Source organism: Sphingomonas sp. 2SG (genome assembly GCF_005503285.1).
GTDB lineage: Bacteria > Pseudomonadota > Alphaproteobacteria > Sphingomonadales > Sphingomonadaceae > Sphingomonas > Sphingomonas taxi.
This window is the reverse complement of the sequence record NZ_SCMZ01000001.1, coordinates 202,759-224,928: the sequence shown is the minus strand read 5'-3', so window position 1 is coordinate 224,928 and position 22,170 is coordinate 202,759. Positions and strand designations below refer to the sequence as shown.

Genomic DNA, 22,170 nt, shown 5'->3' with positions numbered 1-22,170 from the left:
ATCACCGCGGCGGTAGGCCCGGTAGAAGACGCCTGCCATCGTCTACCGGGCCGCATCTCAGAACCGCGAGCGGACCGAGAAGCTGAAGTTGCGGGAGTAATAATGTACGTCGCGCTTCAGGTTCGTCGAACCCCAGTAGCTCTGGACGCCCGCATGCGTCAGGTTGGCCGCCTCCAGCGCCAGCGTCAGATGCTTGTTGACGTCGTAGTTGATCGAGGCATCGAGCCGCTCGACGGGATCGAGGAACTCGTTCTTGTAGGGATTGTAGGCATCGACCCAACGCTGGCGACGGGATTGCCAATTATAGGCGACCCGTAGGTTCAATCCGTCGCGCTCGAAGAAACCAACGACGTTGTAGAGATATTTGGACACCCAGAGATAGGGTCCATAATTGTAGACGGTGTTACCCGACGCATCGATGGTCGGAAAAGCCTGGCGGGTGATGTTCACCGTGCCGTTCACCGAACCGCCGAACGACTTGAGCAGCCCGGGCAGGAAGGTGAAGAAGGTGGTCGCCGACGCCTCGATGCCGCGATGGCGCCCCTTGCCGAGATTCTGCGGCCTTTCGACCAGCGTCGCCACATCGGGCGAGTCCGGAAGATACTCGAGCCCCTGCCGCCGCCCGATATAGCCGTTCTGATTCCACTGCCAGACCGCGAGGGTGATCGATCCGGTATTGCCGAAATACCATTCGAGCGAGGCGTCGTATTTGTCGGTCGTGATCGGCCCCAGCTTGGAATTCCCTCCCCTCGCAACCGGCTTGGCCTCGTTCTCGAGATTGAGCACGAGCATCGGGTTCAGATCGTTTGCCACCGGTCGGGCGACCTCATGCGTCCACGACGCCCGCAATTGCATCTTTGGGGTCAAATGCATGATCGCGCTGAAGCTCGGCAGCAGGTCGAGGCCGTTGCCCTTCGGACGGGAGACGGTGTCGGTCACGACCTTGGTCAGCTTTCCGTCGATATTCTCGAATTTGGTCACTTCCTCGGTCGAGTTCAGTCCGACCAGCGAATTGACGGCGCGAATCCCGAAGATTCCTTCGATCGGGAACAGCAGCTTCACATCGTAATGCGCCATGGCGTAAAAGGCATAGCTGCCTTCCGACCCTCGATATCCCGACAGCGGCCCATAGGCCGGATAATAACCCTTGAAGTCCGGTACGATCTGATTGACGCGGGCGACGATCGCCGGCCAACTCTTGCGGATCGAGTTGGTGTCGCCGATCAGCCATCGCGCGGTGGATCCGGGGAACGTCTGGCCGTTCGCTGCGAGATGATAGTCGGGCAGTTCGCTCAACGGCAGGCGCAGATTTCGAAGGCCACGGCTTACATAACCTCGCTCATACGAGCGCTTCGTACGCCGAAACCCGACTTTGAACCAGTCCATCACTTTGAAGAAGGTGTTGAATTTCAGGTCCGCCTTCATTTCCGACTCCGCACCGTAGGTGTATTGCCGGACCTGCGTGACACCATCGATGTACAGGTAATTCTTAGGGTCGGTAAGATCGATGTTCTTCAACACGATTTCCGACCCACCCTCGGGATTGTTCGGCGTATCGAAGATTACGTCGAATTTCGGCTGCTGGCTGAACCGAATATAGTGACTGAGATCGTTCGAATCGTTGTCAGATCGCCGATAATTCACCCACGACGAGAATTCGATGCGGGCGCTGGTATAATCCATTTGCAGCCGACCGTTGTAATCGCTGGTTTCGTGCAGATAGGAATGCCGCTCCGGACCAAACGGATCGATCGAGTCGACCGAAACCGATTTTACGAGACGACCGTCATCGGTCATCACGATATTCGACAGGCGCGGCGGCGGCGCGTCGGATTGGGAAGAGGTGATCGGGAAGACAAAATAATTGTCCGCCCAGAGCATCTTCTGATTGGCATAGCCACCTTCCAGCGTGATGCTCCAGTGATCGTCGGGCTTCCACTGCGTCGAGGCCTGGAATGCGGCGCGCTCCGACCAACCATTGGTCCCGGCGAAGCCGACGTCACGCGGCAGATAGATGTTACCCGGCATCGTGCTCGGCGAAATGATCTGGCGCCTGTCCCATGACCAGTCGGGCAGCGCATTGTAGCGGATACCCTCGTTATAGGTCAGGTGATTGTAGTTGCCGTTGACCGAGAAACCGAGCCGCCCGACCGGCGTCTCCGCATTGTAGGCGATCAGCGCGCTGTAATAGGGATTCACCTTTTTGACCTGGTCGGCATAGTCGGCGCGCGCGCTCAATGCATAGGTCGCGCCCAGCTTGAAGTCGGTCGGTCGGCGTAGCGAGATGTTGATGACGCCGGACTGGCTTCCCTCGACCTGATCGGGCGTGCGCGTCTTGTAGACCTCGATGCTCGATACGAGATCGGAGGAGATATCCTGGACGAAGGTGGTTCGCTTGTCTGCCGAGAAGCTGGGTGAGCCGTTGATCGTCGTCATGACGTTGTTCAGGCCACGGATTCGGATGCCGCCGCCTTCCTCGAACGACCCGCCCTCGCCCCGGTCACGATCAATCTGGACGCCGGGGACGCGCGCGAGCGCCTCCGGCACGTTCTTGTCGGGCAGCTTGCCAATATCCTGGGCGACGACGACGTCGACGATCTGTTGCGCGTGGCGCTTGGCGTTGCGCGCGGATTTCACGTTCTCGCGCAGACCGGTGACGATGATGTCGCCCTCCAGCCGCCCCGATTCATCCCTGAGCTGCGGCTGATATTCTTCCGGCTCGGCCGTCTTCTTGGCAGTTGCGACGGCCTTTGCAGCCTTCTTCGCAGATTTGCCCGACTTCGCCTTGCCTTCCCCCTGTACGGCGGTCTTGCGCGTTGCTGCCGGCAGCGACTGAGCGACCGCACCCGACACTCCCAACCCTGCCCCCAGCGCGACATAGGCGACGCCCGCCACCAATTTCCATTTCGACGTCATACGTCGACCCTCCCCCTGTTGTTGGGAGTACGTGGCCCCTCCACGCCTCCTCACGGACAAAATATGGTATACGTTTTTCGTCTTGTCCAACATTTAGTTTCAGGCAATAAATGTTGGGTCAGCTAGACGCCGACCACGGCTACGATGCCGCCGCACTTGGGATGATGCGGCGCACTTTGATCGTGAGCAGACAAGGAGGGGGGCAGGGTATAATGAACGGTATATTATCGATCAGTGATTTCGATACCGGACAATCACTTATGCTACGCAGAACGGCATTGGCGACATTGTTCGGCGGTGTGGCACTGGCCGGCTTCATCGGCACCGCACAGGCAGAGGGGCTGGCTGCCGGTGAAATCGCCGCATTACAGTTTGCACTTAACCTACAGTATCTTACGACGAACTTTCTGCAGGCGGCGATCTATGGCGACGGACGCCAGTTGCAGGCCGACAACATTCGCGGCGGAGAGTTGGGCGGCGAGCCGGGCGTGGTGGTAACTACCGCAAAACAGGTCCGTTTTCCGGCGGCGACTCGTGACATCCAAGCGCGGGTGCAGGAAATCGGCGACGAGCATTGGTATCGGAACCTGCTGCTGCGCGCGCTGCTGCGCGCCGACGTCGTCGCGCAGAAGACGATCGACCTGTCGCCGGCCACCTTCACCGCCATGTTCCGGCTCGCCGGCGTGATCGATGCCGGCGCGACATTCGATCCATATAGCTCGCCGCTCAACCTGCTGCTCGCCACCGAGACGCTGATCTCGGTTCAGGCCAGCGTGATCAGCGCGATGCTGCCGAGCTTCGACAACGACATCCTCCGCGCCACCATGGCCGCCTTCGCCGCCAGCGTCGGCGGCGACGCAGCGACGATCCGGTCGATGCTCTACGCGCAGGGACAGGCCGTGGCGATCGACAAGCTCGCGGCGTGGCGCGATCGCGTGGATGGCACCGCGGTGACCGATCGCGGCCTGTCGGCGACGACGACGAACGGCAATGCGATGACGCGGATCGCGTTCACCGATGCCGATGGATTGCTGATCGGCCGCACGCCGGCCCAGGCGTTGAACGTGCTGTTCATGACGTCGGGCGCGGTCACCACCGGCGGTTTCTTTCCGACCGGGATCAACGGCGCGATCACGCGCAGCGCCGCCAACTGACCGGCGCGATCACTTTAGGGGGGATGATAGCATGACAATCGAACCGACTGCCGGCCCGCGCGACGCGACCCGCCGGGGATTTCTGCGGCTATGCGGCCAGGCGTCGGCCACCGCCGGCGGCCTGACCTTGCTGGCGGCGTGCAACGACGATGTCGTCGGAGCCGAGCACGTGCCCGCGCCGCAGGCGTCGGCAACGGCACCGGCAACGACGCCCGCGGCCTATTCCGCGTCCGACGCCGACCGGCTCAACTTCGGCCTGCAACTCCAGTATCTGCTCGCCGCCTATCTGCAGCGATCGCTGGACGGGACGACGCTCGACGGGACGACGCTGACCGCCGGCACCGGCACGCGGGGGACGGTGTCCGGCGGGCGGGCCGTCTCCTTCTCGGATTCGACGTTGAAGGCATCCGTGCGCGAGGTGACCACCGCCACGGTGGCGCGGATCGGCTTCCTGCGGCGGACGCTGGGCAGCGCCGCCACGGCGCAGCCGGCGATCAACATCGCGGGTGGCCAAGGCAGCCCGTTCCAGGCGATCACGCTGGTCACGGGGCCGCAGGACCAGCCGCCCACCACCTATTTCGATCCCTATGCGTCGGAAGAGGATTTCCTGCTCGGTGCGACGGCATTGTTTGCGGTGGCTTCGACCGCCACCACCGACCTGACATGGGCGGTCGGCGCGACGCTGCGGGGTGCGATGGGGGCCTTCGTCGCCGGTGTCGTGGCGGGCGACTCGATCCTGCGCAACGCGCTGTTCGCACGGGCCAATCTCCAGCCGACCAAATTGCCGGACAACAGCCCGACGCTGTTCGCCCGCGCCGCGCAGATGAGCGACACGCGCAACTATTTCGATGGGCCGCGCAGCCTCGACCAGAATCTCGGCCGCTTCGTCAACAAGGACGGGATCGCGTCGAACATCATGTTCAAGGATAGCAACTGGATCATGATCCGCCGCACGCCCGAACAGGCGTTGAACGTTCTGTATGCATCCCAAACCTCAGTGGCGTCGGGGGCCTTCTTCCCGGCCGGCGTCAACGGCACCATCCGCAGCAGCGGCGCCAACAGCTACTGACGCGGGAGACCGACCGGGTCTCGGGTATGGAGAGGTCGGCTGACGCGGCATGATCTCTCCCCCCCCTCCGGCGATGTGCGAACGACCGGACAGGTCGACATCGACGTCAGCATCGGGCGCCGAGTGAATGAAGATCGTCCACGTCAAGGAACGGGCGGCGCAGGACCTGTCGCTCAGAGCGAATGCCTGAGCTTTCAACATAAGCAATTATATTGCAGCGCAATACGCGGGATAGTAATAATAGCACTTGCACCCCTATGGCGAACGCGACATCATCCAGCCCGACGAGGAACGACACGTTCCCGCCGGAGAGAGATGCATGATGATCTTCCTGGAAGTCGCGATCGGCGCCCTCGGCCTCGCACTGCTGACCACGCCTGTCTTCATCGCGCTGACCGATAAGCGCAAGATGACCAGACCGGAATAAACGCCGCCCCGCGGCGGCGGGGTCACCAGCGTTAATGCATGCGTCGCGAATTGGGTCTAGGATGGTCGCTACCGCACCACCCTGGCACAGGACCTCATCGTGGATTCGCCCTGCCCCGTTACCGCCCAGCTCGTCGCCTCGATCCACCAGCCTTGGCGCGCATCGGTGCGCGAATGCCTCGACCGCTGGCTGCGCCTCGACTCGACGGCACGCGAGTCGGCCTATCTCGTGCTTGAGGGGCCCGAGCCCAACCTCCGCCGCACGCTCAACGCCGCCGAGATCGCCAAGCTTGCCTGAGCGGGCGGCGGCCGGGCCGCGTGGCCCGAACCGGAACGGGAGCTGACATGCGGCAAGCCACGACCATCTTGCGCTTCGAGACGCGGCGGCAGGGCCTGCTGGAGGTGACCGGCGAGGTCGTCCGCTGGGTGGCGGCGCAGGGCATCGATACCGGGCTGCTCACCGTCTTCTGCCGGCATACGTCGGCGTCGCTGGTGATCCAGGAGAATGCCGCGCCGGCGGTGCGCCGCGACATGGAGGCCTATTTCGCCCGCCTCGCGCCGGAAAGCCGCGACTATGAACATGACGACGAGGGGCCGGACGACATGCCCGCGCATCTCCGCACCGCACTGACCGGCGTGCAGCTGTCGATCCCGGTCATCGACGGTGCGCCTGCACTGGGGACGTGGCAGGGCATCTATCTGTTCGAACATCGCACCAGTCCGCATCGGCGCAGCCTGGCGCTGCACCTGATCGGCGCGTGAGCCGCGGCGAAGCGTTGCAGACGGGAGCCAAGTCGTTCATCGCTCGTTCCACTCGGACGATGTATAGGCGGCACGGTTCGCCGCATCCGCGAGCGAATGGAGTATTGGAGTCATGAGTCATCTGGGCCGCAAGGCCGTGGTCGCGGCGCTCGCCGCCTCCACGCTGATGGTCGCCGGCTGCGCGACCGAGACCACCTATCGCCCCGCCACCGGGCAGGGCTTCAACCGCACCGGCTACAGCGATCGCCGGATCGAACCCGACCGCTATCTCGTCAGCTTCGCCGGCAACAGCGTCACCTCGCGCGATACGGTGGAACGCTATCTGCTGTTCCGCGCCGCCGAACTGACGCTGCAGAACGGCTATGATTATTTCGTCATGGCCAATCGCGACACCGATTTGCAGTCGCGCACGTACAGCACGCCGGGAGTCGGCGGCGGCTGGGGCTATGGCGGCTTCGGCGGCTATTGGGGCCCGTCGTGGCGCTATTACGGCCGCGGTTTCGGCTGGCGCAGCTGGGACCCGTGGTTCGGCGGCGGCTTCGGCGGTGGCCCGTGGGGCAACGATTTCGACATCCGCACGATCGACCGCTACGAGGCAACCGCGGAGATCGTGATGCGCAAGGGACCGATCCCGCGCGACAATCTGCGCGCGTTCAACGCCCGCGCCGTGGTCGACAGCATCGGCCCGACGGTGGTTCTGCCGAAGTAACGTGCCGTTCGCGTAACGACAAAAGGCCGGGTCACCTTGCGGTGATCCGGCCTTTTTCGTGAGATGGTGACAGCGACGGCTGCCGCGCTCTCCGGCATCCCGCTTCGTCAGCCGTCGCGGAGAAGAAGCGGGACCCCGGCGCAAGGCCGGGGTGACGGGGTGGGACCGACGGCGGAGCGTCAGGCGGTGACGGCGCCGTGGCAGTGCTTGTACTTGCGCCCCGAGCCGCACGGGCATGGCGCGTTGCGGTTGACGCGGCCTTCCCAATGTTCCGGATTGTCGCCGAGGATCGCCTCCGCATCCGGCTGCATCATCTGCAGCGGCGGGATCTGCGTCGTGATCCGGCCCAGCGTGCCCGCGTCGATATCGTTCGAATTGTCCTCGCCGGTGAACGGGTCGAAGTGCGTCGTGATGAAATCGGGCAGCTCGGGCAGGTCCGGCGCTTCCTGCATCTGGAATTGTGCGTGCGCGATCGTCTTGGTGACGTCCTCGCGGATCGAGTCGAGCATGCGCTGGAACAGCGAGAACGCCTCCTGCTTATACTCGTTGATCGGCGTCTTCTGCGCATAGGCGCGCAGATGGACGACCTGACGCAGCGCGTCGAGCGTCGCGAGATGCTCCTTCCAGTGATGGTCGAGGTTCTGGAGCAGGATCGACTTCTCGACCTGCGTCCAGGTCTCCGGCTCGAGCTCGGCAGCCTTGGTGGCGATCGCCGCATCGGCGGCCTCGCGGACGCGCTCCTCGACGATCTCGGGATCGATCGCCTCTTCGGTCAGCCAGTCGTCGACCGGCAGGTCGAGATTGAGGATCTCGGTCAGCCCCGCCTTCATGCCCGCGATATCCCATTGCTCGGGATAGGAATTGGGCGGGCAGGCACCGCCGACGATGACGTTGACCGTCTCGGTACGCATGTCGCTGACCACATCGCCGACCGCATCGGCGTCCATGATGTCGGCGCGCTGTTCGTAGATGACCTTGCGCTGGTCGTTCATCACATCGTCATATTCGACGACCTGCTTGCGGATGTCGTAGTTGCGCGCCTCGACCTTCTTCTGCGCGGTCTCGATCGCCTTCGACAGCCACTTGCTGCCGATCGCCTCGCCGTCCTCGATATTGTTGCGCATCATCTTGGCGAACAGCGTGTCCGGGCCGAAGATGCGGAGCAGATCGTCGTCGAGGCTGAGGTAGAAGCGCGACAGGCCGGGATCGCCCTGACGGCCCGAACGGCCGCGGAGCTGGTTGTCGATGCGGCGGCTCTCGTGCCGCTCGGTGCCGAGCACGAACAGACCGCCGGCGGCGAGCACCTCCTGCTTCTCCACCTCGATCTCGGCACGGATCCGTGCCGCCTCCGTCTCATATTCGGGCGTGCCCTCGACGAGATCGGGATGCTCGTCGAGCATGCGGAATTCGAGGTTGCCGCCGAGTTTGATGTCGGTGCCGCGGCCCGCCATGTTGGTGGCGATCGTCACCGCCGCCTTGCGCCCGGCCTGCGCGACGATATGCGCCTCCATCTCGTGGTAGCGCGCGTTGAGCACCTTGTGATCGACGCCCTCCTGCGTGAGGAATTCGCTGAGCAGCTCGGACTTCTCGATCGACACGGTGCCGACCAGCACCGGCTGGCCGAGCGCGGCATGTTCGCGGATCTTCTTGGCGATCGCACGGAACTTGTCGGTGGTGTCCTTGTAGAATTCGTCCTCCTCGTCGACGCGGCGGACGCCGACGTTGGTCGGGATGGTGACGACGTTCATCTTGTAGATGTCGTAGAATTCCGCCGCCTCGGTCGCCGCGGTGCCGGTCATGCCCGACAGCTTCGGGTACATGCGGAAATAATTCTGGAAGGTGATCGACGCCATCGTCTGGTTCTCGGGCTCGATCGTCACGCCCTCCTTCGCCTCGACTGCCTGGTGCAGGCCGTCGGACCAGCGGCGCCCGTCCATCATGCGGCCGGTGAATTCGTCGATGATGATGACCTTGCCATCCTTGACGATGTAATCGGTGTCCGCCTTGAACATCATGTTCGCGCGCAGCGATTGGTTGACGTGGTGGACGACCTGCGTGTTCTCGAAATCGTAGAGGTTGGCGCCCTCCAGCAGGCCCGCCGCCTCGAGCATCCGCTCGATCCGCTCGGTGCCACTCTCGGTCAGGATGATCGACTTCTGCTTCTCGTCCTTCTCGTAATCGTCCGCCTCGAGCTGCTTCACGATCGCGTCGACGCTCATGTACAGCTCCGACTTGTCGTCGGTCGGGCCGGAGATGATGAGCGGCGTGCGCGCCTCGTCGATCAGCACCGAATCGACCTCGTCGACGATCGCCATGCTGAAGGCGCGCTGCACCATCGAGCTGCGCTCGTACTTCATGTTGTCGCGCAGATAGTCGAAGCCGAATTCGTTGTTCGTGCCGTAGGTGATGTCGCTGTTGTAGGCGGCGCGGCGCTGTTCGTCGGTGAGGTTGGGGATGATCGTCCCGACGGTGAGGCCGAGGAAGCGATAGACCTGGCCCATCCATTCGGCGTCGCGCGCGGCGAGATAGTCGTTGACGGTGATGACGTGGACGCCATCGCCGGGCAGCGCGTTGAGATACGTCGCCAGCGTCGCGACGAGCGTCTTGCCCTCGCCGGTGCGCATCTCGGCGATCTCGCCGCGGTGGAGGACGATGCCGCCGATCATCTGCACGTCGAAATGGCGCATGCCGAGCACGCGCACCGCCGATTCGCGCACCGTCGCGAACGCCTCGGGCAGCAGGTCGTCGAGCTTGGCGCCATTGGCGAGTTGCTCGCGGAACTTGGCGGTCTGCGCGGCGAGCTGGTCGTCGGAGAGCGCCTGGAGCGTCGGCTCGAACGCGGCGATCTTCTGGACGATCGGGTTGAGCGATTTGACGTAGCGGTCGTTGGACGAGCCGAAGAGCGATTTAGCGAAGCCGCCGAACATAGGGATGGTTCCTGAATAAGCGCGCGCGGCCCCAGGGATGCGGGGGCGCGCAGCGTCGTTGGTCACGAAGATATGGGTCGCAGCCGGGCTGCGACGGGCGCTATTCGCGCCGGCGGCGCGCGTAGAGCGGTTCGGCGGCGGCTACGACCGGAGCGGCGGCGGCGAGGCCCCAGGCCGCGGACGCGACCAGCGTCGGCAGCGCCTGCTGCGGCCGGCTGGCGACGGCCGCGGGGCGCACCTGCGCTTCGACCACGGTCGCCGCGCTCGCGACCGCATGCGCTGCCGCCGGCGTACGCATCGCCGATCCACCGCCGGTAAGGGCGGACAGCAGCGCGGACAGGAGCAGCAGCAAATTCATCGCAGCCTCGCCATAAGGACAAGGTCCGCGGGCGTCCACATGCGAAGCGGCTGTATTACCACAAGCAACGTACCGGATAGCGACGCATCGTGACGTCCGCAGTGACCAACGTCGCATCGAGATGCAGCGCATGGGCGATCAGCATGCGATCCACCGGATCGCGATGCAGGTCTGGCAGCGTATCTACGATCCGCCACGCGGATGCCGGATATTCGAGTATCTCGGCATCGAGGCGGGCGACGAGCGAATCCAACGGAAGATCAGCGCCAAACCTGCCGCGGCGGTTCAGATCGGCAAATTCATATGCGGTTACCGCACTGACGCACAGCGGCGTAGCACCATCGGTGATCGCAGCCGTCGCCGCCACACTGAGCCGCGGACTACGGGTAGCGATCCAGACGAGCGCCTGCGTATCAATTAGGATCGCCAAATTTGCGCCCGTAATGTTCATTCCAACGATCGTCCGCCTTTAGAGAGCGGATGTCGATGTCACGATCCCCGACGAGATCTGCAAACATCCCGATCGCGGACCGCCGCTTCGCGGCACGTTGCTCCACATCGGACGGCGGGACCATCACGAGGCGAACCTGGGGTGCGTCGACACTATCGAGCACGACATCCTCACCACGCATCGCCGCCGCGACCAGCTCCGGAAGCCGCGCCTTCGCCTCACCGATAGGGACGTGCATCGCCATGACCTATAGGTGGCGCGGCACGTGCCGGTGGTCAAGCATGCGAGGGTTCGTCGATCATCCGTCTTTGCCCTGTCTTGGAAGCAGCCTATGGCAGCGCCATGTCTTCGTCCATCTCCCCGCTCGCCACCCCCTTCCCCGCCCTGCCCGCGATCGCCGGCGTGGTGCCGCACGTCGCTCGCGCGCGCTACAAGACGTGGGACCGCTGCGATCTCACCTTCGTCACGCTCGCCGAAGGGACCAGCGTCGCCGGCGTCGTCACGCAGAGCAAATGCCCTTCGCCCGAGGTCGAATGGTGCCGCAAGGCGCTGACCCTCGGCACGGCGCGCGCGCTGGTGGTCAACGCGGGCAATTCGAACGCCTTCACCGGCCATCGCGGCCGCGCTGCCGTCGAGGCGATCGCGGCGCGCACCGCGCAGCATCTCGGTTGCCAGCCATCGGACGTGTTCGTCGCCTCGACCGGGGTGATCGGCGTGCCGCTGCCGATCGACAAGGCGGAGGCGGGCCTCGACGCCGCCTTCGCGGCGACGCCGTGCGACTGGCGCGCCGCGGCGGAGACGATCGGCACCACCGACACCTATCCCAAGGGTGCGATGACGACCGCCATCGTCGATGGTCGCACGGTGACGTTGGTCGGCATCATCAAGGGTTCGGGGATGATCGCGCCGGACATGGCGACGATGCTCGGCTTCGTCTTCACCGATGCGGCGGTGACGCCCGGCTTCCTGCAGGCCGCGCTCAACGCCGCCAACCGCAACACCTTCTCGTGCATTACTGTCGACGGCGACACCTCGACCAGCGACACGGTGCTCGCCTTCGCCACCGGCGCGGCCGGCAATGCGCCGCTCGGCGATGCCGACAGCGACGGTGCGGACGCCTTCGCCGCGGCGCTCGCCGACCTCTGCGCGCAGCTCGCGTTGCTCGTCGTGCGCGACGGCGAGGGCGCGACCAAGCTGATCGAGATCGCGGTCACCGGCGCGGAAAGCGACGCCTCGGCGCATCGCATCGCCATGTCGATCGCCAATTCGCCGCTGGTGAAGACCGCGATCGCGGGCGAGGATGCCAATTGGGGTCGCGTCGTCATGGCGGTCGGCAAGGCCGGCGAGCCCGCCGAGCGCGACAAATTGTCGATCCGCTTCGGCGAGACGCAGGTCGCGCGTGAAGGCCTCGCGGTCGAGGGGTATGACGAGGCGCCGGTCGCCGCGCATCTCAAGGGGCAGGAGATCGAGGTCGGCGTCGATCTCGGCCTCCGCGACGGGGTGGCGACGGTTTGGACCTGCGACCTCACCCACGGCTATATCTCGATCAACGCCGACTATCGGAGCTGACATGCACCATCCGCACCACGACGCGGTCGTCACCCTGATGCGCCGGGTGGCGGCGGAGATCGTCCTGCCGCGCTTCCGCAATCTCGCCGCCGACGAGATCGAGGAGAAGGCCGCCGACGATATGGTGACCGTCGCCGATCGCGAGAGCGAGGCGGCGCTGACCGCGGGGCTGGCGGCGCTCGATCCCGGCATCCGCGTTGTCGGCGAGGAAGCGGTGGCGGCGGATGCGTCGCTGGTCGACGGCATCGAGCACGGCCGGGTGTGGATCATCGACCCGATCGACGGCACCAACAATTACGCGAGCGGCATCGCCACCTTCGGGATCATGATCGCGCTGGTCGAGGATGGCGAGACGCAGGCGGGGTGGATCCTCGATCCGGTCGCCGACCGGCTCTGCCACGCGGTGCGCGGCGGCGGCGCCTATATCGACGACGTACGCGTGCAGGCGCGGCCGAGCGGCGGAGAGCGCCCGTCGGCGGTGCTCGCGACCTATTATATGAGCGAGGCGGAGATCGCGGCACTCTACGCCCGCGCCGAGCGCGCGTTTACCGTCGCGCCGATGCCGCGCTGCGCGGCCGAGCAATATCCGCGGCTGGTGCTGGGGACGAACGACGTCGCCTTGTTCCAGAAGACGCTGCCCTGGGATCATGCGCCCGGCTCGCTGTTTCTGCGCGAGGCGGGCGGCGTAGCGCGCTGGCCGGATGGCGAGAACTATCATGTCGGCGATCAGCGCCGCGGCATGCTCGCCGCCGCATCGCCCACCTTGTGGGACCAGGCGGCGAAGTTGCTGTTCGGATAGAAAAAGCCCCTCCTCTTCGGAGGAGGGGTTGGGGTGGAGGACACTAAGAACAGGTTTCCGTGATACAAAACCTACCCCTCCCCCAAAAGGGGAGGGACTTGCATCGCTTACGCCAGCGCGCCTTCCAGCCAGGCCTTCAGCCGGCCCTTGGGCTCGGCACCGACCTTGGTCGCCGCCGGGGCGCCGCCCTTGAACAGGATCATCGTCGGGATGCCGCGCACGCCGTATTTGCCCGGCGCATCCGGATTCTCGTCGATGTTGAGCTTGGCGATCGTCACCTGCTCGCCGAGCTCTTCCGACAGTTCCTCGAGGCTCGGCCCGATCATCTTGCACGGGCCGCACCATTCCGCCCAGAAGTCGACCAGCACCGGACCGTCGGCCTTGAGCACGTCGGTGTCGAAGCTCGCGTCGGTAATCGCCTTGGTAGCCATTTCAATCTCCTTTGCAGCCCATCTAGGATGGCGCGGACCCCGGCTCAACCGTCGGCGCCCTAGCTTTGCTCCCGGAGGCGAAAGCGCGGCTTGTGCGCGTCGAGCAGCGCCGGGTCGAGCACGAACAGACGGGGTCCACCGGTGTAGAGCAACGCCGCCTCGATCCGCCGCTCCGGAAAGATCGTCGCCAGTGCCGCAGCATAGGCGGCCATCTGGTCGAGGTGATAGGGCGGGATATCGGCCACGGCCCCCGGGACGCGCCGGCCGGTCTTGAAGTCGACGACGCGGATATGATCCGGCGCGATCAACAGCCGGTCGACCGTCCCCGACACGACGAGGCCGTTGGCGAGCGTCGCAGCGATCGGCGCCTCGGTGAGCGCGTCGCCGCCGAACAGGTCGGCGAAACGCGCATCGTCGAGCACGGCGAGCACGCCGGCGGCGATCTCCGCGCGTACCGCAGGGTCGGTGACGCCGCCCGCGGTGGCGAGCCAGCGTTCGGCACTGGCGGCGCGCGCCTCGGGCGCGACCGCCGGAAGACGCTCGAACAAAGCGTGGAACAGCCGCCCGCGCTCCGCGGCGGCGCGCAGCGCCGGACCGGGCGGCGGATCGCTCACCTCGTCCTCGCCGATCGCAGACGGCGCGAGCGGCCGCGACGGCCGGCTCTCGATCGGCGCGGGGCGCTGCGCCCAGTCGGGCAGGACGACGGTCTCGACGCGCTGCGCCTTTGCCGCGGGACGCGTCTTCACCGGCGGCTGCGGGATGCGGCCGATGAAGATGCGTGGCCCCTCCCCCGCGACGCCCAGCGCATCGAAGGCGCGCGACGCGGCGGCATACCAGCTCGCCACCGGCGGCTCGCCCTTGGCGCGCGGGCCGAGCGCGCCGCCGATCACCAGCCGTTCCTCGGCACGTGTCGCGGCGACGTAGAACAGCCGCCAATGTTCCTCCAGCTCGCGCCGTTCGACCTCGCCGATCGCCACGTCAAGCGGGCCGCCGCGCTCGGCGGAACGCGGACGGAAGATCGGGATCGGCTGCGCGCCGGGCTCGGGCGACCAGCGCACCAGCGCGCGCGGCGCGGCGGTCGGATCGACCGTCGCATCAGCGAGGATCACCAAAGGCGCCTGCAAGCCCTTGGCACCATGCGCGGTCATCACCCGCACCGCATCGAGCGGCGCGGAAGGATCACGGACGATCTCGACGTCACCGCGATCGAACCAGTCGAGGAAACGCTGCATCGACGGCGTCGAGGTCGTCTCGAACGCCAATGCGGCGTTGAGCAATTCCTCGATCGGATCGCGCGCCTCGGCACCCAGCCGGCGCAGCAGCCTGCGCCGTCCGTCGAGCGGACCGGACAACAGCTCGTCGAGGAACTGATAGGGCGTGGCGATATCCGCACGCAGCAGCATCGACCGCAACGGCGCCAGCCGTTCGTCCGACTGGGTGAGCGTCAGATGCCGCCACAGGCTGCCGTGATCGCGCGGCGCGGCGTGCATCAATTCGTCCTGCGTCCAGCCGATCAGCGGCGAAACCAGCAGCGACGCCAGCGACAGGTCATCCTCCGGCTGCAACGCGAAGCGCACCGCGGCGAGCAGATCCTGCACCGCCAGCGGCGCGTTGAGCCGCAACCGGTCGACGCCGGCGACCGGCACGCCCTCGGCATAGAGGCGCGCGACGATCAGCGAGGCGAGATCGCCACGCCGCTTGACGAGGATCATCACATCCTCGGGGCGGAGCGGCCGGCCCTTGCTCTCGAGCATCAGCCCGCCGTCGATCCAGTCTCGCACCGCGCGCGCGATCCGCACCGCCTGTTCGCGGACCGCGTCGTCGATCCACGCTTCCTCGTCCTCGTCGCTGCCGCCCGCCACCACCGGCGGCCACATCTCGACGGTGCCGGGGCCGGGCACCTCGCTGGCATGATCCTCCAGCGCGCCGATCGCGCCGAGGCCCGGCTCGCCCGCCGCCGCGACCGCGGCATCGACGAATTCGAGGATCGGGCGCGTCGAGCGGAAGGAATGGGTCAGCGACAGACGCTGGAACGGCAGGCCGCGTTCGGACTCGGGCCAGTCCTCGGTCCCCTCGACCTCGGCGGCGCGGGTGGCGAAATGGCCCTCGGCCCAGCGGAAGTTGATCGGGTCGGTGCCCTGGAAGCCGAAGATCGCCTGTTTGAAATCACCGACGGTGAACAGCGTGCGCGTCGAGGGCGCATGGACGCCGCGGCCGACGAAGAACTCGCCCGCCAGCGCGGTGACGATCCGCCACTGGTTGAGGTTGGTGTCTTGCGCCTCGTCGATCAGCACGTGCTCGGTCGCCTGATCCAACTTGTAGCGCACCCATTCGCCGATGCCGGGTTGTTCGAGCAGCCGCACCGTCACGCCGATCAGATCGTCGAAATCGACCGCGCCGCTGCGCCGCTTCGCCGCGGCATAGGCGCGGGCATAGTCACGCCCGACGTCGAGCGCATCGGCGAGCAGATCGGCATAGGCCGCGCGTTGCGTCAGCGACAGCAGATCGAGGCAATGGTCGCCGAGCGCCGCGGCGAGTTCGGGATAATCGGGTTCGGCATCGACCAGCTTCTTCGACGCCTTGCGCGGCTCGTTCTTGCCGGTCAGCACCACGCCGGCCAGCTCCTGCAAGGTCGCCGTACGCGCCTCGGGCGCGGCGGCGAGCCAGCGATCGAGCGTCTCGGCATGGCCGAGGCCCGTCGCCGCGCCCCACGCCTTGTTCGCCGCCGCCAGCCGCTCGACCATATCGACGTCGATCGCGTCGCAGCCGGACGCCAGCGCCTCGCCGATATCGCCCTGCGGCAGGTCGAGCGCGCGGCGCAGCCACGGCTGGATGCCGCTCGGCAACGCCTCCAGCGCGATCAGCGAGCGCGCGCAGGCGAGCAGGAAGCTCTCCGCCCCGCCTTCGCCCAGGCGCAACGACAGCGCGCCGATCGTCTCGATCGGGCGGAGGCGGCCGTCGCGCTCCGCCTCAACCAGCAAAGTCGCCAGCGTCTCGCGCGCCAGCACCGCCTCCTCGCGTGCTTCCAGCGGGCGGAAACCGGGGGTCAGCCCCGCCTCTACCGGAAAGGCGGCAAGCAGGCTCTGGCAGAAGCCGTGGATCGTCTGGATGCGCAGGCCGCCGCCCGGCGCGTCGAGCACGCCGGCGAACAAGGTGCGCGCGCGCGCCTGCAAGTCCGGCGTCGCACGCTCGCCGAGCGCTTCGAGATCGGCGGCGAGCTGCGGCCCCGGCATCCGCACCCAGGCGGCGAGCCGGTTGCTGATCCGCTGTGCCATTTCCGCCGCGCCCGCCTTGGTGAAGGTCAGGCAGAGGATGGCGGCCGGCTGAGTGCCGCCCAGCAGCAGCCGGAACACACGCGCGGCGAGCACCTGCGTCTTGCCGGTGCCGGCGGAGGCGGACAGCCAGACGTGCGCGTGCGGATCGCTCGCCGCCGCCTGCGCGCCCTTCAGCCGCGGCAAAGTGGCGAGGTCAGTCCCGGCCATACCATTCGTCCCGGCGCATCAGTTGGTCATATTCGGCATAAGGCGCATAATCCGGCACGAGCTTGGCGGTGAACGGCGCATTGCCGGTCAGCCAATGGCCCGCCGCCTCGATGAAATTGCTCATCGCGATCGTGGTGAAATCGGTGGTGACGATCCGGTCGCGCTTGCCCTCGGCGTCGACCGGGGTTTCGATATAGCCGAACTGGTCGCGCTTCTTGCCGAGCGACCAATATTCGAAACCGCCCGCACGGCCCGAGACGTCGTCGAACCCGCCACGCTCGGCGATCGCGCCGAGCAGGCCGAGCTGGAGGCTGTAGCCGGCCTTGACCGCGGCGGCGGACGGCGGCTTGCCAGTCTTATAGTCGACGATCGCGAGGCTGCCGTCGGGCAGGCGATCGACGCGGTCGTAGCGGCCGGACAGCTTCACCCCCGCCACCTCGATATGCCCCTTGCCCTCGGCGGAGGCGACCTTGCGCCCCTCCGCGTCCTGCACGGCAACCGTCTTTGCGATCCAGTCGATCGCCTCGACCAGCCGCGGCCGCCAGAGCGCACGCATCATCGGATGCGTCCGCTCGTCGTCGAGCATCGCGGTGGCGCGCGGCAGCAGCGCGTCGGCGGCGCAACGGTCGCGCTTCCACCATTGTTCGAGGATGTCGTGCACCGCGGTGCCGCGCCACGCCGCGCTCGGGTCGGCATCGACCGGATCGAGCGGCATCAGCCCGAGCACCCGCCGTGCATAGAAGGCGTAGGGGTCGGCCTTGAGCCGGTCGATCTCGGTGACCGAAATCGCCTTGGGGCGGCGCGCCGGATCGGGCAGCGGCGCCGGCCGGTCGGCGGGGACGTGCTCGCGCGGATCGTCGAGCGCATGCGCCCAGCGTTCGAGATCGTGCGCGCGAACGAACCGCTCGCCCGCCATCGCCTGGAGGCGCAGCCAAAGGCGGGACGCCAGCGCCGGCGAGGCGGCATCGCGCCGCGCGCGCGTCACGATCGCCTGCGGCGCGCCGAGCGCCTGGCCGAATTCATGCGCCGCGACGCCGACCGCGCGCTCAAGCCCCGGCAGCCCCAATGTCGCACGGATACGCGGCGCCAGCCACGGGTCGGGCGCCGGCCGCCCCGGCCATACGCCCTCGTTGAGCCCGCCGAGCACCATCAGGTCGGCGGTCTGCAACCGCGCCTCGATCAGGCCGTAGATGGCGATGCGCGGGTGGCCGACGCCCGACCCCGGCCGTACCGCAACCTCGTCGAGCAGCCCGCGCAGCAGCGGCGCCAGTCCATCGGGCGCGATCCGCGGCGGCCCGGCGGGCGCATCGGCTTCGAGCGCGTCGAGGAACTCCGCGGCAGCACGCCCCGCCGGCCCCGACCACAGGTCGTCTCCGCACAGCGCCTGCGCCGTCTCGCGCAGCACCGCGAGCAAGGCGGGCAGCGGCTGCATACCCTGTTCGAAGACCAATTCGATCGGCTTGAGCAACCCGACCGGCTCAGCGAACCACGCCGCGGCGCGATCACGTTTGTTGGTCAGCAGATGGCCCATGATCCCGTCGAGCCCCGCCGCCGGCCGCGGGCCGCGCAGGCCACGGTCGAGCCCGCGCACACCGTCGAGCCACGCGCCGCGGATGGCGCGGTCGCCCGGCACGTTGCGCACCAGCGGATGTTTGAGCAGCGCGAGCAACGCCATCGGCGCGAAGCGCTGCGCCGCCGCCTCGGCGAGCGCGAGCAGCAGCGTCCCCGGCGGCAGGATCGAAAGCGGCCGCCCGGCCGAATCGTTGGCCTCGATCCCCCAGCGGCGCAGATGCACCGCCACCCGCCGCGCCAGCGCCCGATCGGGCGTGACCAACGCCGCGGTCCGCCCCTCTTCTTCCAGTGCGCCGCGCAGCGCGAGCGCGATCGTCTGCGCCTCTTCCGCCGGTGTCGCCAGTTCGGCAGCGGCGACGCCGGTCAGCCGCCGGTCCTCCGCCTTCAGCTCGGTCCATTTGCCGGTGAAGGCGGCGGGCGCGAGTGCGTTGGCGATCGCCCGCCCGCGCACCGCGCCGGCATCCGGCCCCGCGGTGCCGGGCCAATTGGCCACCTCGCCGCGGCCGACGCTCATCCGCTCCAGCATCAGCTTGAGGTGATATTGCGGATGCGTCTCGAGCGAGCGGCGGATGTGGCCGGTGACGGGATCGGGCCGGTGCGGCCCGAGCGCATCCCATTCCTCCTGCGGCATCGCCAGGTCGAGCCCGGCGAACACCGTCATGCCCTGTGGCGCCTCGGCGACGCAGCGCAGCAGCCGCGCCACCGCCGGTGCCGGATCGGTGACGCCGGCGGCGCAGACGATCCCCTGCGGCGGTTGCTGGCGCCACCGCTCGGCGACCCGGTCGAGCAGCATCCGCCGCCGCGTCGCCGCGTCGATCAGCCCGAGCCGCGCCAGTTCCGCGGGCCAGCGTTCGAGCACGATCGTGAAGGTCGACAGTGCGCGCTGCCAATGTTCGGTCAGTTCGGGGGCGAGGTCGATATCGCGCAGCGCCGTCGGCGGGACCTCCTCGACCAGCAACTGGTCGAGCGTATGGCAGAGTTCGCCCGCCAGCCGCACCGCCTCCGTCGCGTCGATCGCCGCACCGGCGCGCGCGCGCTCCTCGAAGACGAGCCGGGCGAGGATCATCCGCCGCTGCATCGGCGCGACCGCGGGCGGCGGCGGCGCGCCCTCGTCCGCCGGATCGAGCGCCGCGCCGACCGCCTCGCCGAGATCAGGGCTGCCAAGCGTCACCAGCCGCGGCAGCAGCAGGCCGCCGCCGCTCGCGCGGACGAAGGCGCTCGTCACCGCGCGCACCGCACGATTGTTGGGCAGCAGCACCAGCCCGCGGGCCAATGTCATCGCATCGCCCCCCGCCCGCCGCAGCAACCCGGCGACGAGCGTGTCGGCGAACGCCTTGTGCGAGGGGATCGAATAGAGGTGCGGCCTGCGCGCCTCAGCCATTGGCGATCAGCGCTTCGGTCTTCGGAATCGCCGCGGGCGTGCCGACGTCGAACCACAGCCCCTGATGGACCTGCGCATAGGCGCGGCCCGCCTCGATCGCGCGGTTCCAGAACAGGTTGGTGGAGAACGGCCCCTCCGGCCAGTCGCGCAACAGGCGCGGATGGAGGATCTGGATGCCGGTATAGACGAAGGGCGCGACCGTCGCCGCCTTGCGTCGCGCGATGATCCGGCCATCCGCGCCGATGCGGAAATCGCCCTGCCCCCGATGGTTGTTGGCGCGCGCATAGGGCACCACCAGCAGCAAGACGTCCATCGTCGCATCGTCCCAGCGCGACGCGAGCAATTTCAACGTGTCGACCGGTCCGTCGAACCACAGATTGTCGCTGTTGATCACCAGCACCGGATCGTCGCCGAGCAGGCCGCGCGCCTGCACCAGCCCGCCGCCGGTCTCCATCAATTGCGCGCGCTCGTCGCTGATCGCCACCGCGATGCCGTCGTCGCGGTTGGTGACATGCGCCTCTAGCGTATCGGCGAGATAATGGACGTTGACCACCGCGCGCTGCACCCCGGCGGCGGCGAGCCGGTCGAAGACGTGATCGATCAGCGGCTTGCCTGCGACCTCGACCAACGGCTTGGGCCGCGTCGCGGTCAGCGGCCGCATCCGTTTGCCGAGGCCCGCGGCCATCACCATCGCGGTCGCCGGCACGACGCCGCCGGGATCGGGACGCAGGATGCGCTGCCGCGTCATGCGCTCAACGCCGCCGGATCACCGCGCAAGGCAGGCGGCACGTTGGCATCGAACCAGCGCGCCACCGGTGCCAGCGCCGGTTGCGCCAGATCGCGCTCCAGATAGCGCCAGACGCGCGGGCACAAGGTCGGATAGCGCGGCTTGCCGTCGCGCTTCCACAGCCGGGTGAAGATGCCGATGATCTTGGCGTTCCGCTGCGCGCCGAGCACGTGATAGGCGGCGAGGAAATCGTCGCCCGCCCCCGTCGCGGTCCGGTAGCGCGCCAGCATCGCCGCCTCCAGCGTCGGATCGACGTCGCGCCGCGCGTCCTGCAGCAACGACACGAGATCATAGGCGGGATGCCCGGCGAGCGCGTCCTGGAAGTCGAGCAGCCCGAGCCGCCGCTCCGCGCCGACCAGCATCAGATTCTCGGCATGATAGTCGCGCAGCACGGTGACCGGCGACTCGGTCAGCGCGTGGTCGAACACCGCGTCCCAGGCGGCGCGATAGCCCGGCTCGTCGACGGTGAGCCCGACCGCGGGGCAATACCAGTCGACGAACAGCCCCGCCTCGCGATGCAGCACCGCGCGATCATATGGCGGCAGGTCGCCGGCGGGATGCGCGCGCAGCGCCACCAGCAGGTCGATCGCCGCGGCATAATGCGGCAACGCCGCCGCCTCGCCGGCATCGGCGGTCTCGCGCAGCCGCACGTCGCCGAAATCCTCGAGCAGGACGAGGCCCTGCGAAAGGTCGGCGGCGTGGATCGCGGGCGCGGCGAAGCCGTGGTCGGTCAGCCATTGCGCGATGCGGATGAACGGCCGCGGGTCCTCGTGCGGCGGCGGCGCGTCCATCAGGATCGCGCTGCGCCCGGCGCTGGCGACGCGGAAATAGCGGCGGAACGAGGCGTCGCCGGCGACGGGGGAGATGTCCCCCGACCAGCCATGCGTAGCGAGGAACGCCGGCGCGCCGGCGGGCGGGGTCATATCGGCCATCGCGGCTTCCATGACGCCGGGACGTCGGCTGTCAAGATTCGTCCGCCGTCCGGCCCCGGCTGCAAGGTGAGCGCCAGCGCCTGCGGCCAATAGCCCGGCGCCCGCTCGGGCCATTCGACCAGCAGCAGCGTATCGGTCAGCGCCTCCGCGAGACCGAGTTCCTCCAGTTCCTCCGCATCCTCGATCCGGTAGAGATCGACGTGCAGCACCGGCAGACGGACCTCGGGCGGCTCATAGGGCTGGACGATCGCGAAGCTGGGGCTCGGCGCCTCGCCGGCGAGGCCGAGCGCGGCGAGCAGGCCGCGCGCGACGCTCGTCTTGCCCATGCCGAGATCGCCTTGCAGCGTGATGACGTCCCCGGGCCGGACGCGCGCGGCGAGCGAGGCGCCGAACGCCTCGGTGGCGACGGGATCGGCAAGCCGGATGCCGGTCATGCCGACCTCCG

Annotated in this window: 18 protein-coding genes; 7 read left to right on the top strand and 11 right to left on the bottom strand. The window is 67.5% G+C overall.

Annotated elements, in window-relative coordinates; genetic code table 11:
* Positions 1-57: 57 nt before the first annotated feature.
* Positions 58-3,009: a TonB-dependent receptor gene (locus tag FFS23_RS01005; protein ID WP_137897034.1), complete on the bottom strand. Its 2,952-nt coding sequence runs from the start codon at positions 3,007-3,009 to the stop codon at positions 58-60.
* A gap of 167 nt (positions 3,010-3,176) precedes the next feature.
* Here FFS23_RS01005 and FFS23_RS01000 point away from each other — a divergent pair, with 167 nt between their 5' ends.
* From FFS23_RS01000 to FFS23_RS00980, 5 genes are all read left to right on the top strand, one after another.
* Entirely contained in the window at positions 3,177-4,070 is an 894-nt protein-coding gene (locus FFS23_RS01000) for a ferritin-like domain-containing protein (RefSeq protein WP_171009304.1), read from the top strand.
* Positions 4,071-4,101: 31 nt separating this feature from the next.
* Positions 4,102-5,139 (top strand): ferritin-like domain-containing protein, encoded by a 1,038-nt coding sequence (locus tag FFS23_RS00995; protein ID WP_137897032.1) that lies wholly within the window; start codon positions 4,102-4,104, stop codon positions 5,137-5,139.
* A gap of 526 nt (positions 5,140-5,665) precedes the next feature.
* Positions 5,666-5,863: a hypothetical protein gene (locus FFS23_RS00990; RefSeq protein WP_038660127.1), complete on the top strand. Its 198-nt coding sequence runs from the start codon at positions 5,666-5,668 to the stop codon at positions 5,861-5,863.
* 47 nt (positions 5,864-5,910) lie between these two features.
* Positions 5,911-6,327, top strand: a complete 417-nt coding sequence (locus FFS23_RS00985; protein WP_137897031.1) for a secondary thiamine-phosphate synthase enzyme YjbQ — start codon at positions 5,911-5,913, stop codon at positions 6,325-6,327.
* 112 nt (positions 6,328-6,439) lie between these two features.
* Positions 6,440-7,036 carry a CC0125/CC1285 family lipoprotein gene (locus FFS23_RS00980; protein WP_038660133.1) on the top strand — a complete coding sequence of 199 codons (597 nt, stop codon included), beginning with the start codon at positions 6,440-6,442 and terminating at the stop codon, positions 7,034-7,036.
* A gap of 179 nt (positions 7,037-7,215) precedes the next feature.
* Here the strand turns inward: FFS23_RS00980 and secA are convergent, their stop codons facing one another.
* The 4 genes from secA to FFS23_RS00960 all read right to left on the bottom strand — a co-directional run bounded on the left by secA (position 7,216) and on the right by FFS23_RS00960 (position 11,016).
* Positions 7,216-9,963: a preprotein translocase subunit SecA gene (gene secA, locus FFS23_RS00975; protein ID WP_137897030.1), complete on the bottom strand. Its 2,748-nt coding sequence runs from the start codon at positions 9,961-9,963 to the stop codon at positions 7,216-7,218.
* Positions 9,964-10,063: 100 nt separating this feature from the next.
* On the bottom strand, positions 10,064-10,321 hold the full coding sequence (locus FFS23_RS00970; protein ID WP_137897029.1) for a hypothetical protein: 258 nt from the start codon (positions 10,319-10,321) through the stop codon (positions 10,064-10,066).
* A 55-nt stretch (positions 10,322-10,376) separates the two neighbouring features.
* Positions 10,377-10,772, bottom strand: a complete 396-nt coding sequence (locus FFS23_RS00965; RefSeq protein WP_137897028.1) for a type II toxin-antitoxin system VapC family toxin — start codon at positions 10,770-10,772, stop codon at positions 10,377-10,379.
* A complete protein-coding gene (locus FFS23_RS00960) occupies positions 10,735-11,016 on the bottom strand; it encodes a type II toxin-antitoxin system Phd/YefM family antitoxin (RefSeq protein WP_137897027.1) in 282 nt (93 codons plus the stop codon). The genes FFS23_RS00965 and FFS23_RS00960 overlap by 38 nt, the downstream gene beginning before the upstream one ends.
* 98 nt (positions 11,017-11,114) lie before the next feature.
* On the opposite strand from FFS23_RS00960, the gene argJ reads away from it, so the two are divergent.
* Together argJ and FFS23_RS00950 are read left to right on the top strand one after the other, a co-directional pair.
* Positions 11,115-12,341: a bifunctional glutamate N-acetyltransferase/amino-acid acetyltransferase ArgJ gene (gene argJ / locus FFS23_RS00955; protein WP_137897026.1), complete on the top strand. Its 1,227-nt coding sequence runs from the start codon at positions 11,115-11,117 to the stop codon at positions 12,339-12,341.
* A gap of 1 nt (position 12,342) precedes the next feature.
* On the top strand, positions 12,343-13,140 hold the full coding sequence (locus FFS23_RS00950) for an inositol monophosphatase family protein (RefSeq protein ID WP_137897025.1): 798 nt from the start codon (positions 12,343-12,345) through the stop codon (positions 13,138-13,140).
* A gap of 107 nt (positions 13,141-13,247) precedes the next feature.
* On the opposite strand, the gene trxA is transcribed toward FFS23_RS00950, so the two are convergent.
* Genes trxA through tsaE form a run of 6 tightly spaced genes read right to left on the bottom strand, consistent with a single transcriptional unit; the run spans position 13,248 to position 22,159 of the window.
* Positions 13,248-13,571 carry a thioredoxin TrxA gene (gene trxA / locus FFS23_RS00945; protein WP_038660146.1) on the bottom strand — a complete coding sequence of 108 codons (324 nt, stop codon included), beginning with the start codon at positions 13,569-13,571 and terminating at the stop codon, positions 13,248-13,250.
* A 59-nt stretch (positions 13,572-13,630) separates the two neighbouring features.
* Positions 13,631-17,053, bottom strand: coding sequence for a double-strand break repair helicase AddA (gene addA / locus FFS23_RS00940; protein WP_137897024.1), 3,423 nt, complete (start codon positions 17,051-17,053; stop codon positions 13,631-13,633).
* Entirely contained in the window at positions 17,040-20,006 is a 2,967-nt protein-coding gene (gene addB / locus FFS23_RS00935; RefSeq protein ID WP_137897023.1) for a double-strand break repair protein AddB, read from the bottom strand. Before addB ends, addA begins: the two co-directional genes overlap by 14 nt.
* A complete protein-coding gene (locus tag FFS23_RS00930; RefSeq protein ID WP_137897022.1) occupies positions 19,999-20,754 on the bottom strand; it encodes a nucleotidyltransferase family protein in 756 nt (251 codons plus the stop codon). Before FFS23_RS00930 ends, addB begins: the two co-directional genes overlap by 8 nt.
* Positions 20,751-21,716 carry an aminoglycoside phosphotransferase family protein gene (locus FFS23_RS00925; protein WP_171009310.1) on the bottom strand — a complete coding sequence of 322 codons (966 nt, stop codon included), beginning with the start codon at positions 21,714-21,716 and terminating at the stop codon, positions 20,751-20,753. The genes FFS23_RS00930 and FFS23_RS00925 overlap by 4 nt, the downstream gene beginning before the upstream one ends.
* Positions 21,713-22,159, bottom strand: coding sequence for a tRNA (adenosine(37)-N6)-threonylcarbamoyltransferase complex ATPase subunit type 1 TsaE (tsaE, locus tag FFS23_RS00920; RefSeq protein ID WP_137897020.1), 447 nt, complete (start codon positions 22,157-22,159; stop codon positions 21,713-21,715). The genes FFS23_RS00925 and tsaE overlap by 4 nt, the downstream gene beginning before the upstream one ends.
* Between the last annotated feature and the right edge of the window lie 11 nt (positions 22,160-22,170).

Coding starts and splice junctions, on each gene's coding strand:
- addB (WP_137897023.1), bottom strand. CDS start 20,006: ATGGCTGAGGCGCGCAGGCCGCACCTCTATTCGATCCCCTCGCACAAG.
- FFS23_RS00985 (WP_137897031.1), top strand. CDS start 5,911: ATGCGGCAAGCCACGACCATCTTGCGCTTCGAGACGCGGCGGCAGGGC.
- FFS23_RS01005 (WP_137897034.1), bottom strand. CDS start 3,009: ATGTTGGACAAGACGAAAAACGTATACCATATTTTGTCCGTGAGGAGG.
- FFS23_RS00960 (WP_137897027.1), bottom strand. CDS start 11,016: ATGGCGATGCACGTCCCTATCGGTGAGGCGAAGGCGCGGCTTCCGGAG.
- argJ (WP_137897026.1), top strand. CDS start 11,115: ATGTCTTCGTCCATCTCCCCGCTCGCCACCCCCTTCCCCGCCCTGCCC.
- FFS23_RS00970 (WP_137897029.1), bottom strand. CDS start 10,321: ATGAATTTGCTGCTGCTCCTGTCCGCGCTGCTGTCCGCCCTTACCGGC.
- trxA (WP_038660146.1), bottom strand. CDS start 13,571: ATGGCTACCAAGGCGATTACCGACGCGAGCTTCGACACCGACGTGCTC.
- tsaE (WP_137897020.1), bottom strand. CDS start 22,159: ATGACCGGCATCCGGCTTGCCGATCCCGTCGCCACCGAGGCGTTCGGC.
- FFS23_RS00950 (WP_137897025.1), top strand. CDS start 12,343: ATGCACCATCCGCACCACGACGCGGTCGTCACCCTGATGCGCCGGGTG.
- secA (WP_137897030.1), bottom strand. CDS start 9,963: ATGTTCGGCGGCTTCGCTAAATCGCTCTTCGGCTCGTCCAACGACCGC.
- FFS23_RS00980 (WP_038660133.1), top strand. CDS start 6,440: ATGAGTCATCTGGGCCGCAAGGCCGTGGTCGCGGCGCTCGCCGCCTCC.
- FFS23_RS00965 (WP_137897028.1), bottom strand. CDS start 10,772: ATGAACATTACGGGCGCAAATTTGGCGATCCTAATTGATACGCAGGCG.
- FFS23_RS01000 (WP_171009304.1), top strand. CDS start 3,177: ATGCTACGCAGAACGGCATTGGCGACATTGTTCGGCGGTGTGGCACTG.
- FFS23_RS00995 (WP_137897032.1), top strand. CDS start 4,102: ATGACAATCGAACCGACTGCCGGCCCGCGCGACGCGACCCGCCGGGGA.
- FFS23_RS00925 (WP_171009310.1), bottom strand. CDS start 21,716: ATGACCCCGCCCGCCGGCGCGCCGGCGTTCCTCGCTACGCATGGCTGG.
- FFS23_RS00930 (WP_137897022.1), bottom strand. CDS start 20,754: ATGACGCGGCAGCGCATCCTGCGTCCCGATCCCGGCGGCGTCGTGCCG.
- addA (WP_137897024.1), bottom strand. CDS start 17,053: ATGGCCGGGACTGACCTCGCCACTTTGCCGCGGCTGAAGGGCGCGCAG.